Source organism: Pseudomonas hefeiensis, from assembly GCF_030687835.1.
In the GTDB taxonomy this organism is placed as follows: Bacteria; Pseudomonadota; Gammaproteobacteria; order Pseudomonadales; family Pseudomonadaceae; genus Aquipseudomonas; species Aquipseudomonas hefeiensis.
Genome location: NZ_CP117449.1, coordinates 5,512,648 through 5,528,549, shown reverse-complemented (window position 1 = coordinate 5,528,549; position 15,902 = coordinate 5,512,648). Strand labels below are relative to the sequence as shown.

The 15,902-nt window shown below is 61.4% G+C and carries 15 protein-coding genes; 7 read left to right on the top strand and 8 right to left on the bottom strand.

What is annotated here, in order from left to right; translation table 11 throughout:
• Window positions 1-118: 118 nt before the first annotated feature.
• A complete protein-coding gene (locus PSH57_RS24935; RefSeq protein ID WP_305416178.1) occupies window positions 119-1,456 on the bottom strand; it encodes an MFS transporter in 1,338 nt (445 codons plus the stop codon).
• Window positions 1,457-1,727: 271 nt separating this feature from the next.
• Here PSH57_RS24935 and quiC point away from each other — a divergent pair, with 271 nt between their 5' ends.
• Together quiC and PSH57_RS24925 are read left to right on the top strand one after the other, a co-directional pair.
• A complete protein-coding gene (quiC, locus tag PSH57_RS24930) occupies window positions 1,728-3,629 on the top strand; it encodes a 3-dehydroshikimate dehydratase QuiC (protein ID WP_305385991.1) in 1,902 nt (633 codons plus the stop codon).
• Between the two features lie 103 nt (window positions 3,630-3,732).
• Window positions 3,733-4,410 (top strand): TetR/AcrR family transcriptional regulator, encoded by a 678-nt coding sequence (locus tag PSH57_RS24925; RefSeq protein WP_305385990.1) that lies wholly within the window; start codon window positions 3,733-3,735, stop codon window positions 4,408-4,410.
• 124 nt (window positions 4,411-4,534) lie between these two features.
• Here the strand turns inward: PSH57_RS24925 and PSH57_RS24920 are convergent, their stop codons facing one another.
• From PSH57_RS24920 to PSH57_RS24905, 4 genes are all read right to left on the bottom strand, one after another.
• The gene (locus tag PSH57_RS24920; RefSeq protein ID WP_422766057.1) at window positions 4,535-5,386 is read right to left on the bottom strand and encodes a shikimate dehydrogenase; all 852 of its coding nucleotides are present in this window, start codon (window positions 5,384-5,386) and stop codon (window positions 4,535-4,537) included.
• 5 nt (window positions 5,387-5,391) lie between these two features.
• Window positions 5,392-5,832, bottom strand: coding sequence for a type II 3-dehydroquinate dehydratase (gene aroQ, locus PSH57_RS24915; protein ID WP_256232816.1), 441 nt, complete (start codon window positions 5,830-5,832; stop codon window positions 5,392-5,394).
• A gap of 309 nt (window positions 5,833-6,141) precedes the next feature.
• Window positions 6,142-7,221 (bottom strand): tRNA (uridine(54)-C5)-methyltransferase TrmA, encoded by a 1,080-nt coding sequence (gene trmA, locus PSH57_RS24910; protein WP_305385988.1) that lies wholly within the window; start codon window positions 7,219-7,221, stop codon window positions 6,142-6,144.
• Window positions 7,218-8,513 carry an NCS2 family permease gene (locus PSH57_RS24905; RefSeq protein ID WP_305385987.1) on the bottom strand — a complete coding sequence of 432 codons (1,296 nt, stop codon included), beginning with the start codon at window positions 8,511-8,513 and terminating at the stop codon, window positions 7,218-7,220. The genes trmA and PSH57_RS24905 overlap by 4 nt, the downstream gene beginning before the upstream one ends.
• Window positions 8,514-8,716: 203 nt before the next feature.
• On the opposite strand from PSH57_RS24905, the gene PSH57_RS24900 reads away from it, so the two are divergent.
• A complete protein-coding gene (locus PSH57_RS24900; RefSeq protein WP_422766056.1) occupies window positions 8,717-9,172 on the top strand; it encodes a DUF4879 domain-containing protein in 456 nt (151 codons plus the stop codon).
• Window positions 9,173-9,337: 165 nt separating this feature from the next.
• Window positions 9,338-9,904, top strand: coding sequence for a DJ-1 family glyoxalase III (locus tag PSH57_RS24895; RefSeq protein ID WP_305385986.1), 567 nt, complete (start codon window positions 9,338-9,340; stop codon window positions 9,902-9,904).
• 6 nt (window positions 9,905-9,910) lie between these two features.
• Here PSH57_RS24895 and PSH57_RS24890 read toward each other — a convergent pair whose 3' ends face one another.
• Window positions 9,911-10,198, bottom strand: a complete 288-nt coding sequence (locus tag PSH57_RS24890; protein ID WP_305385985.1) for a HigA family addiction module antitoxin — start codon at window positions 10,196-10,198, stop codon at window positions 9,911-9,913.
• A gap of 14 nt (window positions 10,199-10,212) precedes the next feature.
• Window positions 10,213-10,491, bottom strand: a complete 279-nt coding sequence (locus PSH57_RS24885) for a type II toxin-antitoxin system RelE/ParE family toxin (protein ID WP_256232838.1) — start codon at window positions 10,489-10,491, stop codon at window positions 10,213-10,215.
• A 204-nt stretch (window positions 10,492-10,695) separates the two neighbouring features.
• Here PSH57_RS24885 and PSH57_RS24880 point away from each other — a divergent pair, with 204 nt between their 5' ends.
• From PSH57_RS24880 to PSH57_RS24870, 3 genes are read left to right on the top strand one after another with little or no spacing between them, the layout of a single operon-like run.
• On the top strand, window positions 10,696-11,217 hold the full coding sequence (locus PSH57_RS24880) for a (2Fe-2S)-binding protein (RefSeq protein WP_305385984.1): 522 nt from the start codon (window positions 10,696-10,698) through the stop codon (window positions 11,215-11,217).
• Window positions 11,214-12,203, top strand: coding sequence for an FAD binding domain-containing protein (locus tag PSH57_RS24875; RefSeq protein WP_305385983.1), 990 nt, complete (start codon window positions 11,214-11,216; stop codon window positions 12,201-12,203). The genes PSH57_RS24880 and PSH57_RS24875 overlap by 4 nt, the downstream gene beginning before the upstream one ends.
• On the top strand, window positions 12,203-14,404 hold the full coding sequence (locus PSH57_RS24870) for a xanthine dehydrogenase family protein molybdopterin-binding subunit (RefSeq protein ID WP_305385982.1): 2,202 nt from the start codon (window positions 12,203-12,205) through the stop codon (window positions 14,402-14,404). Before PSH57_RS24875 ends, PSH57_RS24870 begins: the two co-directional genes overlap by 1 nt.
• On the opposite strand, the gene PSH57_RS24865 is transcribed toward PSH57_RS24870, so the two are convergent.
• Window positions 14,401-15,639, bottom strand: coding sequence for an MFS transporter (locus tag PSH57_RS24865; RefSeq protein ID WP_305385981.1), 1,239 nt, complete (start codon window positions 15,637-15,639; stop codon window positions 14,401-14,403). The genes PSH57_RS24870 and PSH57_RS24865 overlap by 4 nt on opposite strands.
• Window positions 15,640-15,902 lie beyond the last annotated feature (263 nt).

Here is a 15,902-nt window from a genome sequence, read left to right as displayed (position 1 = left end):
GCGATTGTGGGCGCAAGGCTTGCCCGCGATGAACACGATGCGGTCCTAAGTGAACCGAGGTGCCTGCATCGCGGGCAAACCTTGCTCCCACATGGGATGAATCCCGGGCTGACGGGTATCAGCTTTCCAGCGTCGGAACCTTGCGCGGTGCCATGAAGTACATCCAGACCAGAGCAATGAAGTACATCGCCGGGATCAGGGTGAACAGTACGGTGTAGTTATTGTTGGTCACCGTGAGGATGTGGCCCACCAACTGGGTCATGAACATCCCGCCAATGGCGGCGCACATGCCGCCGAAGCCGAACACCGTACTCATCATGTGCTTGGGCGTGTAGTCCATCACCAGGCTCCAGATATTGGCGGTCCAGGCCTGGTGCGCGCCGATGGCCAGGGAAATGGCAAACACTGCCATCCACAGGTTGCTTGTGCCGGCAGCCATGATCACGCCGATGATGCAGCAGGCGAACAGCAACATGGAAATCAGCCGTGCCTTGATCGGGTTCAGGCCGCGGCCGATCAGGAATGAAGACAGAATCCCGCCGCCCACGCTGCCGAAATCGGCGGTGAGGTAGATGATGATCAGCGGGATGCCCATCTGGGTCACGTTGATGCCCAGGTTGTATTGCTGGTTCAGGAACGGCGGCAACCAGTAGAGGTAGAACCAGAACACCGGTGCGGTGATCGAGTAGGCCAGGGCGAACGCCCAGGTGCCGCGCATGCGCAGGATACGGGAGAAGGGCACGCGGACCTGATCGGGTTCGTCCTGGGCCTGGATGTAGTCCAGTTCCGACTGTTTGACGCTGGGATGATCCTCCGGGTTGAAGTATTTCAGGCCCCAGAACACCAGCCAGATCCCGCCCAGCGCGGCCATGCACAGGAACGCAGCCTGCCAGCCCCATACCTGCAGGACCAGTGGCAGCAACATTGGCGTGAACATCGCGCCAACGTTGGTCCCGGCGTTGAAAATACCGGTCGCCACGGCCCGCTCACCGGCCGGGAACCATAGCCGCGTGGTCTTCACGCAGGCCGGGTAGTTCGCCGCTTCGGTCAGACCCAGAATAAAGCGGCAGACCATGAAGCCCACCGCCGACGTGGCCAGGCCATGGGCGCCGGTCGCCAGGCTCCAGAGCAGCACGGCACAGAAGAACACGCGCTTGACGCCGACCCGGTCGATCAGTCGGCCTTGCAGCACGAAACCGATGGCATAGCCAACCTGGAACCAGAAGTTGATGTTGGCGTAATCCATCGCCGTCCAGCTCATTTCCTTGGCGAGAATGGGCTGCATCACGCCCAGTGCGGCGCGGTCGATGTAGTTCAGGGTGGTGGCGAAAAACACCAGGGCGAGCATGCCCCAACGGGTCTTGCCCACGGCCAGGGCGCCGCGGATCTTGTCACCGACGCCAGCGTTCGTGGCACCCAGGACGGGGGGCAGGCGGGAGCTTTGGGAAGGAATCATAACGTGTACCCGTTTTTGAAATTCTTATGGTGTGGTCTGGGTCTGTCCAGAGATGCCGGTGATCAGGCCGGCCTCAATAGGGGCCGATGGTGCGCAGTGAGCAAAAAATCGTCAATTCGCTGATCGGGCATTGTGTTCGATAATCGCCCAAAAAACTAACCGGATGGTACATATTAAATTGCTGAAACAAACCTTCAGCCCAATAATCGGCTCACTCTTTCAAAAGCGGCACACCTGTGTGTAGCCGATGCCTGTCCCGGGAGCCGAAGTCATGCAGCGTTCCATTGCCACCGTGTCCTTGAGCGGTACCCTGCCGGAGAAACTTGAAGCCATTGCCGCCGCCGGATTCGACGGCGTGGAGATCTTCGAGAATGACCTTCTCTATTACGATGGCAGCCCTCGGGAAATCAGGCAGATGTGCGCCGACCTGGGCATCGCCATCACGCTGTTCCAGCCGTTTCGGGACTTTGAAGGTTGTCGTCGCGAACGCCTTGCGCGCAATCTGGAGCGGGCCGAGCGCAAGTTCGACCTGATGCAGGAGCTGGGCACCGACCTGGTGCTGGTGTGCAGCAACGCCTCGGCCGACAGTCGCGGTGATCAACAAATTCTGGTGGATGACCTGCGATTGCTGGCCGAACGAGCCGGTGCGCGAGGCTTGCGTATTGGTTACGAGGCGCTGGCCTGGGGCCGACACGTCAACACTTATCAACAGGTCTGGAACATCGTGCGCCAGGCCGACCACCCCAACCTGGGCGTGTTGCTCGACAGCTTCCACACCTTGTCCCTCAAGGGCGATCCGAGTGCGATTGCCCAGATCCCCGGCGACAAGATTTTCTTCGTGCAAATGGCCGATGCGCCGATCCTGGCGATGGATGTCCTGGAGTGGAGCCGGCATTTCCGTTGCTTCCCGGGCCAGGGCGAGTTCGATCTGCCGGGCTTCCTGGCGCCGATCATCAAGAGTGGCTACACCGGGCCACTGTCGCTGGAGATTTTCAACGACGGTTTCCGCGCCGCGCCACCACGGGCCAATGCCGCCGACGGCCTGCGTTCTTTGCTGTACCTGGAAGAGAAGACCCGCCAGCGGCTGGCCGAAGAAGCTGAGCCGGCGAGCAATGCTGACATCCTGTTCGCCACACCACCGGCCAGCGAATACAACGGTATCGAATTCCTCGAGTTTGCGGTGGACGACAACCTTGGCGCGAAGCTGTCCCATTGGCTGGAGCGGCTGGGGTTCGTCAAGGCCGGCCAGCATCGCTCCAAGAACGTGAGCCTGCTGCGCCAGGGCGATATCAACCTGATCCTCAATGGCGAACCCTATTCTTTTGCCCACAGTTTTTTCGAAGCCCACGGGCCATCGCTCTGCGCCACCGCGGTGCGGGTCAAAAACAGCGCCAGTGCCCTGGAGCGGGCCGTGGCCTACAAGGGCCAGCCTTATCGCGGCCTGGTGGGGCCCAACGAACTGGAGTTGGCGGCGGTGCGCGCACCGGACGGCAGCCTGATCTACCTGGTGGACCAGGACGCCGACGTCTACGGCACCGATTTCAACCTGCAACCAGGCGCTGTCATCGGTGCCGGACTCAAGCGTATCGACCACATGGCGATGGCGCTGCCGGCCGACAGCCTGGACAGCTGGGTGCTGTTCTACAAGAGCCTGCTGGATTTCGAAGCCGACGACGAAGTGGTGTTGCCCGATCCGTATGGTTTGGTAAAGAGTCGTGCCCTGCGTAGCCGTTGCAGTTCGATCCGGCTACCGCTCAATATTTCCGAAAACCGGAACACCGCGATCTCACATGCGCTGTCCAGTTATCGCGGCTCCGGCGTGCATCACATCGCCTTCGACTGCGATGACATTTTCGCCCAGGTCAGCCGCGCCAAAGAGGCCGGTGTGCCGTTGCTGGACATTCCGCTCAACTATTACGATGACCTGGCGGCGCGTTTCGATTTTGACGATGAGTTTCTCAGCGAGCTGGCGTATTTCAACGTGTTGTACGACCGTGACGCCCAGGGCGGCGAGTTGTTTCACGTCTACACCGAGCCGTTCGAAGGGCGTTTTTTCTTTGAAATCATCCAACGCAAGAATGGTTATGCCGGCTACGGCGCCGCCAATGTCGCGGTGCGGCTGGCGGCCATGGCCAAGTCACGCAGCGGTGGCTTGCGGCACGCCAAGTTGTAGAGAAATCGTAAACGCGGCGTAAAGGGCAACCCCGTGGCTTGGCTTGACTGCGCGGTGCGGCCCATAATCGCCAACCTGTGCAGTGATGGCCGTGAGCCCCGCAATGACTATGAATTCAGAGCTTTCCGCAGACCTCGACGAACCTGTTGTCGAGCCGCGCAAGAGTCGCAAGAACAACCCGGAGAAAACCCGGGAAAACATTCTTCAGGAAGCCATCGTCGAGTTCGTCCAGCAGGGCCTGTCCGGCGCCCGGGTCGATGCCATTGCTGAGCGCATCCACACCTCCAAGCGCATGATCTACTACTACTTCGGCAGCAAGGAGCAGTTGTACGTCGAGGTCCTGGAAAAACTCTACGGCGATATCCGCAACACCGAGAGCCGCCTGCACTTGGCGGAGCTGGCCCCGGTCGATGCGATCCGGCGCCTGGTGGAGTTCACCTTCGACCACCATGACCGCAATGTGGATTTCGTGCGTATCGTTTGCATCGAAAACATCCACAACGCCGAGTACGTCAAGCAATCGGGCGCAATCAAGGCGATGACCAATACCATCCTTGATTCCCTGGGCGTGATCCTGCGCCGAGGTGCCGAAGAGGGGGTATTCCGCGCTGGCCTCGAACCGCTGGATGTGCATCTGCTGATCAGTTCGTTCTGCTTTTACCGCGTGTCCAACCGCCACACATTCGGTGAGATTTTTCAGATCGATTTGCCGGACGAAGCGATCAAGCAGCGTCATCGCCAGATGATTTGTGAGTCGGTGTTGAGATACTTGCAGGCCTGAAGGCGCGAGGATTTCTTGTGTGGGAGCGGGCTTGCTCGCGAATGCGGTGTGTCAGTCGCACATTTTCCTACTGACGCACCGCATTCGCGAGCAAGCCCGCTCCCACAGGGGGATGTCGCTGGTTTCAGTGATTCATGCTCTGGAAATGCTCCAGCATCCGTTGCGCATCCGGCGCCACGCCGCTGAACAGCTCGAACGCCTTCACCGCCTGGAACACTGCCATGTTGCCGCCATCCAGCGTGCGGCAGCCGAGGGCGCGGGCGTGGCGCAGCAGTTCGGTTTCCAGCGGGAAGTAGACGATTTCCGCGACCCACAATTGGCCCCGCAGCAGCTCCACCGGCACCGGCATGCCCGGCAGTTTAGCCATGCCCATGGGCGTGGTATTCACCAGGCCATCCGCCTCGGCCATGGCGGTAGGCAAATCATGCCCGGCCCGGGCGCGGCCAGGACCGAAATGTTGATTCAGGTTGTTTGCCAGCGCTTCGGCGCGGCTGACTTCCACATCAAAAATGCTCAGCGTCTGTGTGCCTTCTGCCAACAGCGCGTGGGCCACCGCCGCGCCTGCGCCACCGGCACCCATCTGGACCACATGCTTGCGCGCCACTTCACCCAGACCGCGGCGAAACCCTTCGGCGAACCCCAGGCAGTCGGTGTTGTGGCCGATGCGTTTGCCCTCCTTGAACACCACGGTATTCACCGCGCCAATGCCCCTGGCCTCGGGCGACAGCTCGTCCAGCAGCGGGATGATCGCCTGCTTGCAGGGAAAGGTGATGTTCAGACCGGTGAAGTTCATGCGTTCGGCGGCCTTGAGCAAATCGGGCAGGGCGCTGCTGTCGAGTGCCAGGGCGTCGAGGTCGATCAGTCGATAGAGGTAACGCATGCCTTGGGCATCGCCCTCGCGCTCATGGAGCGCAGGGGTACGCGAAGCCTGGATGCCCGCACCAATCAGGCCGGCAAGCACGGTGATATTCGACATGCTCATCAACCCTTCAACCGCTGACTGAAATGTTCCAGGGCCAGGCGATAACCATGGCTGCCAAACCCGCACATCACACCGATGGCGACCGATGAAACAAAGGAGTGATGACGGAACGTTTCGCGGGCGTGAACGTTGGACAGATGCACCTCGATCACCGGGACTTCGCTGGCGACCAGCGCATCACGAATCGCCACCGAGGTGTGGGTCCAGGCGGCCGGATTGATGACGATGCCAGCACACCGGCCTCGGGCGGCGTGAATCCAGTCCAGCAGTTCGCCTTCCTGATTGGTCTGGCGAAACTCCACCGCCAAGCCGAACTCTTCAGCGGCGCGGCCGCACAAAGACGAGAGGTCGGCCAGGGTTTCGTGACCGTAGGTGGCCGGCTCGCGGGTGCCGAGCAGGTTCAGGTTCGGGCCGTTGAGCACCAGAACGATCGGAGGCATCGCAATTTCTCCACAATTTTTATTGTTGGTGTCGGCAGATTTCAGCCGGTGGAGATAAATTGTACTAGATGGTTAATTTGGTCAAACAAAGCCGATGGCATCGAGCAATAAGTGTTCGATGATCGAACATGACCTTGGTCAGGAGAGGAGGGAGGGCACTTGTGGCGAGGGGATCAATCTGTGGGAGCAAGGCTTGCCCGCGATAAAGGCGATGTGGTCTTTCAGAAATCGAGCCGCCTGCATCGCGGGCAAGCCTTGCTCCCACAGAGCTTTGCCCAGTCCAGCCCGGAGGGGAGGCCGCCCCAGCGTTTAGCGCCGCGTCAACAACACCCCGGATTCCATGTGATGGGTCCAGGGGAATTGATCGAACATCGCGCAGCGCGTGATGCGATGGGTATCGTGCAGTTGTGCGATGTTGGCGGCGAGGGTTTCGGGGTTGCAGGAGATGTACAGGATATTGTCGAAGCGTCGGGTCAGCTCGCAGGTGTCCGGGTCCATGCCGGCGCGAGGCGGGTCGACGAAGACGCTGGCGAATTCATAGCTTTTGAGGTCGATGCCATGCAAGCGACGGAACGGGCGGACTTCGTTCAGGGCCTGGGTCAATTCTTCGGCTGACAGGCGCACCAGGGTCACGTTATCCACCGCGTTTTCGCTGAGGTTGCTCAGCGCGGCGTTCACCGAAGTCTTGCTGATTTCGGTCGCCAGCACTTTGCGCACGCGGGTGGCCAGGGGCAGGGTGAAGTTGCCGTTGCCGCAGTACAGCTCCAGCAGATCATCGTTGCGCTCACCCAATGCATCAAAGGCCCAATTGAGCATCTTCTGGTTCACCGTGCCGTTGGGTTGGGTGAAGGCGCCTTCAGGTTGGCGATAGCTGAAAGTGCGACCACCCACGTCGAGTTTCTCCACCACGTAGTCATGGCCGATCACTTCCCGTTTGCCTTTGGAGCGACCGATGATGCTCACACCGAGGTCGCTCGCCAGTTTCGAGGCCGCGGTGTGCCAATGTTCATCCAGCGGGCGGTGATAGCACAGGGTGATCATCGCATCGTCGGCCAGGGTGGTCAGGAACTCCACCTGGAACAGCTTATGACTCAGCGGCGCGCTGGCTTGCCAGGCCGCCTTGAGTTGCGGCATCAACTGGTTGATGCGCAGGCTGGCGATGGGAAATTGCTCGATGAGGATCGGCGTGCGCTTGTCGTCCTGGGAGAACATCGCGTAATGCCGTTCGCCGGCCTCGCGCCACAGGCGAAACTCGGCCCGCAGGCGGAAGTGCTCCAGCGGTGAGTCGAACACTGCTGGCTCCGGCGCATCGAACGGAGCCAGCAGGTCACGCAAGCGGCGGACCTTGTCCAGGAGCTGGACGGCGTAGGCCTGGGAATCAAAAGTCATGCGTTGAACCAACCCAACTTGATCACGAACAGAATCGACAGGATGACCAGCGCCGGGTTCAGCTCACGGCCACGGCCAGACACCAGTTTGATGGCGGTCCAGGCGATGAAACCAAAGGCAATGCCGTTGGCGATGGAATAGGTGAACGGCATCGCCAGCGCGGTAATCACCACGGGAGCGGCCACGGTGATGTCGTCCCAGTCGATTTCCGCCAGGCCCGAGGTCATCAGCACGGCCACGAACAACAGCGCCGGTGCCGTGGCGAAGGCCGGGACACTGGAGGCCAGTGGCGAGAAGAACAGCGCCAGCAGGAACAGGAACGCTACAACGATGGCGGTCAGGCCGGTGCGGCCGCCGGCGCTGACGCCCGCCGCCGACTCGATGTAGCTGGTGGTGGTGGAGGTGCCCAGCAGCGAACCGGCCATGGCGGCGGTGCTGTCGGCGATCAGTGCTCGGCCCATCTTTGGCATGTGTCCATCCGGGCCCATCAGCCCGGCGCGCTTGGCGACGCCGATCAGGGTCCCGGAATTGTCGAACAGATCGACGAACAGGAAGGCGAAGATCACGCTCACCAGACCGATGTCCAGGGCGCCCTTGATGTCCAGTTGCAGGAAGGTCGGCGCCAGGGATGGCGGCATCGACATCACGCCGCCGAACGGCGTGAAGCCCAACAGGATCGAAACGAGGGTGACCGCCAGGATGCCGATCAGCACGGCGCCGCGCACTTTCAGTGCTTCGAGGGCGACGATCAGGACGAAGCCGAGGGTAGCGAGGATCGGTGCGGGTTGTTTCAAATCACCGAGGCCGACCATGGTTGCCGGGTTTTTCACCACGATGCCGGCATTATTCAGGGCGATCAGCGCCAGGAACAGGCCGATACCGGCGGCGATGGCCGAGCGCAGGGGCAGCGGGATGCTGTTGATGATCCACTCGCGGATACGAAAGATCGACAGCAGGAAGAACAACACGGCGGAAATGAACACCGCACCCAGCGCCACTTGCCAGGTATGGCCCATGTGCAGGACCACGGTGTAGGTGAAAAACGCATTCAGGCCCATGCCCGGCGCGAGGGCGATCGGGTAGTTGGCGATCAGGCCCATGGTTGCGGAACCGATTGCTGCGGCCAGGCAGGTGGCGACGAACAACGCACCCTTGTCCATGCCGGTTTCGCCGAGGATGCTCGGGTTGACGAACAGAATGTAGGCCATGGCCAAAAAGGTCGTGACGCCCGCCAGAATCTCGGTCCGCACGTTGGTGTTGTGTGCCTTGAGTTGAAACAGCCTTTCCAGCATGTCTGCTCCCCGTGGCGCGCCGGGCGCCGTGAATGTATCGACCTCAACAGCAAAGCACAGACCGCCAGGGGCGCTCGGGAATTTTCTGTGGGTCGGAAAAAGCCGCGCATCATACCAGCAGCGTGTCGCTATGGCTGCGATCCTCGTCGATGTTTTGCCGACGCGCCAAGTGGGCCATACTGCGCGCGGTTCCGGGAGATCTTATGTATCGCATGAAAAATCATCTGTTGGCCGCATTGGGGTGCGCGCTGGGCCTGGGGTTACCCGGGCAGGCCGTCATTGCCGCATCGGCACCGCCCCTGAGCGAGGTCAAGGTGCTCAAGGTCGAGTCGCCCGCCTGTGGCTTTGAAGACATCGTCCAAGGGCAAGCGCAGACCCGTTGCAATCACAGCGGCCCGAATATCAAGGTCTACGTGCTGGAGGTGGGTTATGGCCGCCAGCCCCATGTCACGCTGGACGGCTTTGAAGTCGATGGCACCCGCTCGCCGGTGTGTGCGTTCAGCAATGGCAACCTGAATGATTGCTCCGCCCGGACCAAAACGGTCGGTTATTTGTATATCTTCGACCTGAAGGGCAAGCAGGAAGGCACCTTCAGCTTCAGCAACCAGTCGATCAACGCACCAGGCAACCGGATGTCGACCCAGCTGTACATCAAATGACCCGCAGTCCCCTGCAGGCGCGGTGTAGGAGCTGTCCAGCGAAGCGAGGCTGCGATCTTTTCCCCAGCGCTTGAGTCCCAAAGCGAAAGGTCAAACGATCGTCCGAACGCGGCCCGAGCCTTCGGTAACTCCTACACTTCAGGAACCACCCAGCGGAGAACGCCCATGATGCCTGGAACCAAGATGCCCCGAGCCCTGATTGCCGTCGCCGAAGGTGTCGATGATTTGCAGACCGTCACTTTGATCGATGTGCTGCGTCGCGCTCAGGTCGAAGTGGTGGTGGCGAGTATAGAAGGGCGGCGGATGCTCACCTGTGCCCGCGGCACGCGCCTGACCGCTGATGGCATGCTGGTGGACGTGCTTGTGCAGGATTTCGACCTGATCGCGCTGCCCGGTGGCATCATCGGCGCCCAACACTTGGCGGCCCATCAGCCACTGCGACAACTGATCAAGGACCAGGCCGCCACTGGACGTTTCTTCGCTGCCATCGCCGAAGCTCCGGCCCTGGCCCTGCAAGCCTTCGGCGTACTGCGCCAGCGCCGCATGACCTGCCTGCCCGCCGTGAGCCCGCAACTGTCCGGTTGCAATTTCGTCGATCAGCCGGTGGTGGTGGACGGCAACTGCATCACCGCCCAAGGCTCGGCCGCCGCGCTGGCGTTTGCCTTGACGCTGGTGGAACAGCTCTGTGGCAAGGGCGTGAGGGGCGTGGTGGCGGCGGAGTTGCTGGCCTGACAGGCATCAGGCGTGGTGAGGGAAACGTTCGATCAAAGGTTGTTCACGCTGCTCGGCTTGCCACAGATCATAGTCTGTCTGGACGCCCAGCCAGACCCTGGCCTTGCCGATCCCGGCCCGTTCCAGGCGCACCGCCAGATCGGGGCTGACGGGTGCATGACCATGCAATACCCGAGAGAGATGGGGCCGGGCGAAGCCCAAATGCCGCGCCAGCTCGGTGACGGTGATGCCCAGTTCGGGCAACACATCCATCAGTAGCGTTTCGCCAGGGTGTGGCGGATTGTGCATGGGCATGTTCCAGCCTCCTGTCAGTGGTAGTCCAGATAATCGACCAGTTCGATATCCGATCCGCTAAAACGAAAAATAATTCGCCAGTTTCCCGAAACACTCAGCGACCAGTATTCAACCAGCTCACCTCTGAGTGGATGCAGTCGCCACCCGGGGATATCCAAGTCGTCAGGCGACTGCGCCCGGTCCATGAACTGGAGCATGCGAGCCAGGCGTTTTCCATGGTCAGCCCGGATTCCACGGGTCGAACCCGTTTCATAGAAGATCCTGAGGCCTTTGTGTCGGAAGGATTTAATCATGGAATAGAGTGTAAGGCGATACATTACACTCGGTGCGGTACATATGTACCGCACACACCATACAAATCTGTGTGTCCTGCGATGGCCAGAGGCTCTTTCGGCGCGTCGAAATTGCCTTGAACGCTCTCCCCGCCCCGAAGTCGTACCCCTTATGACGGCGGTTTGCGAAAACGCCGCGAGTGTACGACCAACCGTGAGGTGTTTATGAGCGCGACCCTGTCCGAAGCGACGCAGGCGTCCTTCGTCCGCCATCCGATCCGCCTGACGCTCAATGGCCAGGCGCGCGAACTGCACGTGCTGCCCTGGACCACGCTGCTGGACCTGCTGCGTGAGCAACTGGATTTGGTGGGCAGCAAGAAGGGCTGCGACCACGGCCAATGTGGCGCCTGTACGGTGCTGCGCAATGGCAAGCGGATCAACGCCTGCCTGACCCTGGCGGTAATGTGCGACGGCGCTGAGCTGACCACCATCGAAGGGTTGGCCAATGGGGATCAGTTGCATCCCATGCAGCAAGCTTTTATCAAGCACGACGCCTTCCAGTGCGGTTACTGCACGCCTGGGCAGATCTGCTCCGCGGTGGGATTGGCCAATGAAGGCCGGGCACAGACTGGCGGGCAGATCAGCGAACTGATGAGCGGCAATCTCTGCCGGTGCGGCGCCTACAACAACATTCGTGATGCTATCGAAGAGGCGTTGCCGCTCTGCCAGCAGGGAGGTGATCAATGAACCCTTTCCAATACAGCAAGCCCGACACTGTGCAGGCTGCCGTCGACTTGTCGAGCCCGGTTTCACGCTTCATTGCCGGTGGCACCAACCTGCTGGACCTGATGAAAGAGAACCTCACCCGCCCCGAACACCTGATCGACATTACCGGGCTACCCCTGGCGGATCTCAGCGAAACCCCTTGCGGCGGGGTGATGATCGGCGCACTGGTGAGCAATGCCGACCTGGCCTGGCATCCCTGGATCCAGCGCCGCTATCCGCTGCTCTCCCAGGCCATCCTGGCGGGCGCCTCGCCGCAGTTGCGCAACATGGCCAGCACCGGCGGTAACCTCCTGCAACGCACCCGCTGTTATTACTTCTATGACGCCAACGTGCCGTGCAACAAGCGGCGGCCCGGCAGCGGCTGCCCGGCTCGGGACGGCTTGAACCGTATGCACGCGATTTTCGGCGCCAGTGAGCAATGTGTCGCCACGCACCCTTCCGACATGTGCGTGGCGCTGGCTGCCCTGGAGGCAGTGGTTCATGTTATCGGTCGTGGTGGGGCACGGACCATCGAGTTCGCTGACTTTCACCGCCTGCCCGGTGATGCCCCGGAAAGGGACAACCAACTGGCCGATGATGAACTGATCACCGCCATTGAGTTGCCTGCCGCCGGTTTCGCGCAACACAGCCATTACTTGAAAATTCGCGACCGGGCCTCCTACGCCTTTGCGCTGGTGTCGGTGGCAGCGGCGCTGGAGCTGGACGGACCGGTGATCCGCCAGGCGCGCCTGGCCCTGGGTGGGGTCGCCCACAAACCTTGGCGCGACCGGGCCGTGGAGAGCTGGCTGACCGGCCAGACCGTCAGCCGCGAAACCTTCACCGCTGCTGCTGACGCGCTGTTGCAAAACGCCGAGCCGCTGGAACATAACGCCTTCAAGGTCAGACTGGCGCGTCGGGCGGTGGTCCGCGCCTTGAGTGATGCGGCACTGGTGGGAGGGCAAGCCTGATGAATGCTTCGAGCAAATCCATAGGGCAGCCGCTGGACCGGGTCGATGGCCTGCTCAAGGTCACCGGCCAGGCCCGTTATGCGGCTGAATACCCCGAGGACGGCTTGCTGCACGGTAGCGTGGTGTCCGGCGCCATCGCCCGTGGCCGTGTGTTGAACATCGATGCTTCCCGAGCCTTGGCGCTGCCCGGTGTGGTTGCGGTCATCGACCACACCAACCGCCCGAGGATCGCCAGCTACGACGAGCCTTATCAGGATGCCGATGCGGCGGACGGTTCGCCTTTCCGGCCGCTGTTCAACGACCAGATACTGTACAGCGGCCAACCTCTGGCGCTGGTCGTGGCGCAAAACCTGGAGTTGGCCCGCTACGCCGGGTCACTGATTGAAATTGAATACCAAGCCCAGGACCATCAGACCGATCTGGCAATCCTGCAAAACGAAGCCCATCCGGCACCGGCCGAATTGCCCAAGCCCCGTGGGAATTTTCAGGGCGAGTACGCCAGTTCGGCGCTCAGCGTGGATGTGTCCTACAGCACGCCGGTTGAACATCACAACCCGATGGAGCCCCATGCCTCGACCGTGCTGTATCAACCCGACGGCAGCCTGCATATTCACGACAAGACCCAAGGCACGCAAAACTGCCAGGCCTATGTGCAAAAGGTCTTCGGGCTTGAGAAAGACCAGGTGCGAGTGTTTGCCGCCTATGTGGGCGGCGCCTTCGGTTCCGGGCTGCGGCCACAGTACCAACTGCCCCTGGCGGTGATGGCAGCGCTGGCGCTCAAACGCTCGGTGCGGGTCAGTCTGACGCGTCAGCAAATGTTTACGTTTGGCTACCGGCCACGGACCTTTCAGCGTGTGCAACTGGGGGCCGCGGCCAACGGGCGACTGTTGGCGGTGGCGCATACTGCTATCGGCCAGACCTCTCGCTTCGAAGACTTCACTGAGCATGTGGTGGAGTGGAGCGGCATGCTCTATCACTGCGACAACGTGGAGTTGACCTACAAACTGGTGCCCTTGGACGTCTATACGCCACTGGACATGCGCGCCCCCGGCGCCGCCCTGGGGCTGATCGGCCTGGAGTGCGCCATGGATGAACTGGCCTGTGCCCTGGCGATCGATCCGGTTCAACTGCGGTTGATCAATTACGCCGAGCGTAACGAGAACGAAGGCAAGCCGTACTCCAGCAAGGCGCTGCGAGAGTGCTATGCCCAGGGCGCAGACCGTTTCGGCTGGAACAAGCGCAACCCGGAACCGCGCAGCATGCGTGAAGGTCGGCAGTTGGTCGGTTGGGGCATGGCGGGCGGCGTGTGGGAGGCCATGCAGCAGAAGGCCAGCGCCCAGGCCTCGCTGGATGCCAACGGCAAATTGACCGTCAGCAGCGCCACCACTGACATCGGCACTGGCACCTATACGGTCATGACCCAGATCGCCGCCGAAGCTTCAGGCGTTTCCCTGGAAAACGTCACCTTTATTCTCGGTGACTCATCGCTGCCTACTGCGCCGCTGCAGGGCGGTTCGTTCACCGTCTCGTCGGTGGGCACTGCGGTGCAGCAGGCCTGTGCAGCCTTGAAGGAAAAACTCCTGGCTGTGGCGCGGCAGGCCTGTCCGGCCTTTGGTGGCGCGACCCTTGAGCAAGTGACGTTTGCCGACGGTCAGCTCCGATTGGGCGAGGCCTGTGTCTCGTTGGCAGAGTTGGCGCAAAAAAGCGGCGAGACGCCCTTGCAGATTCAGGTCACTGCCGAGCCGGACGAAAAGCGCCAAGCCTACGCCACGGCGACGCATTCGGCGGTGTTTGTCGAAGTGCTGGTGGATGAGGACTTGGGCACGGTGAAGGTCAATCGGGTGGTCAGCGCCATCGCTGCCGGGCGAGTGATCAACCCGAAAACCGCGCGCAGCCAGATCCTCGGTGGAGTGGTCTGGGGCGTCGGCATGGCCCTGCACGAAGAGACCTTGACTGATCATGCCTTGGGCCGGCACATGAACCACAGCCTGGCGGAGTACCATGTGCCGGTAAACGCCGACATCGGTGACATTGACGTGATTTTTGTCGACGAGCGCGATGAAATCGTCAATGCCCTCGGCTCCAAGGGCGTCGGTGAGATCGGTATCGTCGGCGTGGCAGCGGCCGTGGCCAATGCGATTTATCACGCCACCGGCAAACGGGTCCGGGACTTTCCCATCACACTCGATAAATTGCTTTAGGTTTTCGCTGCTTCAACCGGTTCGTGCATCCGGTCACGGTTGGCCAGGGTTGGGAACAGTTTGATCCAGACCCCGGTGACCAACAGCGTACCGACACCGCCCATGACCACCGCCGGAACGGTGCCGAACCAGTGGGCGGTCAGCCCGGACTCGAATTCACCCAACTGGTTCGAGGCACCGATGAACAGCCCGTTCACCGCGCTGACCCGGCCGCGCATTTCGTCCGGCGTTTCCAACTGTACGAAGGAGGCGCGGATCACCATGCTGATCATGTCCGCCGCGCCCAGCACCACCAGCACCGCCAGGGAAAACCAGAACGAAGTGGAGAGGCCGAAGGCAATGGTGGCGACGCCGAACACGCCCACGGCGGTGAACATCACCCGACCGACCTTGCGCTCCACGGCAAACCGCGCCAGCCATAGCGACATCAGCAAGGCCCCCACCGCTGGAGCCGAGCGCAGCAGCCCCAGGCCCCAGGGGCCAGTAAGCAGAATATCTTTGGCAAACACCGGCAGGAGCGCCGTCGCGCCGCCCAGCAGTACCGCGAACAGGTCCAGGGAAATCGCCCCGAGAATGTCCGGGCGGCTGCGAATGAAGCGAATCCCGGCCAGCAACGAATCCATCGTTGCCTTGCCTTTGTTCAGCGGCGTCTGGCGAGCGGGCAGGTTGAGCATCAGGCAGCAGGCGATGACGTAGAGCAACACGGTCGGCCCGTAGACCCAGACGCTGCCAAAGGCATAGAGCAGACCGCCCAGCGCTGGGGCGACGATGGTAGCGGACTGCTGGGCCGATTGCGCGGCGGCCACGGCGCGGGGAAACAGCGCGGCCGGCACGATGCTCGGTAGCAGCGCCTGGGTGGTCGGCATTTCAAAGGAGCGGGCGGCGCCCAACAGGAAGGCGAGGATGAAGATCATCTCTCGCGTGACGTTATCGGTGGCGCTGCCGATGACCAGCGCCAGGGCGATCATCGCCTGCAACGACTGGCAGATCGCCGCGACCTTGCGGCGGTCATAGCGGTCGGCCACATGCCCGGTGTGCAGCATGAACAGCACACGCGGAGCGAACTCCACCAGCCCGACAAGACCCAGGTCCAATACGTTGCCGGTCAGTTGATAGAGGTTCCAGCCGATGGCCACCGTGAGCATCTGGAAACCACTGGCGGTGAAAATACGGGCCAGCCAGAAGGCGATGAAGGGACGATGGTGGCGGAGCAGCATTGGCGCTTGGCTGGGCATCTATGACGGGTCCGGTGATGAGGGCATCGAGATTATCACCGAGTTGTAACTGGAGGTTGCGGTGGCGAAAAAAATAGTTAGCCAAACATCTACTTTTCACATAGCACGCTTTTTTTGTGGCGAGGGGATTTATCCCCGCTGGGGTGCGAAGCGGCCCCAAGCTTTTGCGAGCGCTGCGCACTCGAGCGGGGATAAATCCCCTCGCCACAACAGTGCACTCCTCAAGATTTAAGAAATCTTGGCTTAGAGCGGGATTGCAGCAC